The 1,172-nt window shown below is 65.6% G+C and carries 2 protein-coding genes; both read right to left on the minus strand.

What is annotated here, in order from left to right:
- Window positions 1–767 (minus strand): hypothetical protein (locus R0J87_RS18255; protein ID WP_498887941.1); only part of this gene is annotated, 767 nt, incomplete at its 3' end.
- Between the two features lie 36 nt (window positions 768–803).
- A complete protein-coding gene (locus R0J87_RS18260) occupies window positions 804–1,079 on the minus strand; it encodes a hypothetical protein (RefSeq protein ID WP_498887943.1) in 276 nt (91 codons plus the stop codon).
- Window positions 1,080–1,172 lie beyond the last annotated feature (93 nt).

A 1,172-nucleotide genomic window follows, 5' to 3' on the forward strand; every position in this document is an offset into this window, starting at 1 on the left:
TTGGAGCCGTTGACGCCGTTCCGCTCTTTGACCATCTCCATCACCCGGCCCTTGACCTCCTCGGGCCTCTCGCTCGGCATGTCGTCGCGGGATTGGCCCCACTCCAAGTCCAGCTCGAAGACGTTGGCGGGTTTGTCGCCGCCCTCCGCGTGTTCCCGGGCCTCGCGCATCCCTTCGCAGAGCGGCAGGCCGTTCTCCCCGTGCGCCGCCAGCTCCATGTGGAGCATGACGTGGGCCGCGTGATTCTCGAACAGCTCGTTGACCCCTAGGGGGGCCGACGCCGCCAGCTCCCGCCGCTTTTCTTGCAGCGCATGAGCCGCCTGAGCCAGCGTCAGCATGGTGGAAACCTGAATAAACATATCGGACGCCCGCACCACCTCGTCCCGCTTGCGGGCGTCGTTCTTGCAGGCGTCGATCCGCGCCTGCTCGCACCGGGCGGGGATGTGCTTGTGGGCGCAGAGCATGATGGCGGTGTACAGCACGGGCAGCGACGCATCGCCCGGCAGGTCGCCGAGGATCATCGGCCCGTCGCCGTCACCGTCGGGCACCGCCAGCCGCATGTTCATCGAGGTGGTGTATTGCGCGTCTCCGTCCTCGCTCTCGTAGTCCATCTTGACCTCGAACCGAGACTTGTGGCCCTTGGCGAACCCGCGGACGATCCGATCCGCCTGCGCCATCAGGTCGTCGTAGGCGTCGCCCACCTTCGCACGAATAATCATCTCGGGGCTGGGTTCGCTTGTCTTGCCTGCCTTGCTCTTCTCTGCCATGGTCAGCTCCTCTGCTGGGTAAAAGGGGTATTCGAGTCACTCGATCTGATCTTTCGCTTCCGCCTGCTCGTCTCCTTCAGCGGCGTCCCGCAACGCCTGAATCGCCGCCCACTCCTCGGGCGTCATGGTGCCGCTGAACAGCACGAGGCCGCGGTGGTAGGCCCCGAACTCGCTGTTCCAGCCCCGCGTGGTGTCCTCGGGGTCCGGCTCGGCATAGTCGTCGATCGAATTTGCGACCATCACCAGCAGCTTCTCCAGCCGCTCGATCTCGGCCTTGTGCCGGATGATCGTGTCCACGGCCCGCTGGTTCATCTCCGCGAGCTCCCGAATCCACCGCTCGTAGTCCGCTTCACTCCTCGCCGACCGCCTCGGTGTCGGTGTCTTCGTGCTCCGCCGCGTCCTCCG

The sequence above is a fragment of the Halomonas sp. SIMBA_159 genome (assembly GCF_046536035.1).
In the GTDB taxonomy this organism is placed as follows: Bacteria; Pseudomonadota; Gammaproteobacteria; order Pseudomonadales; family Halomonadaceae; genus Vreelandella; species Vreelandella venusta_A.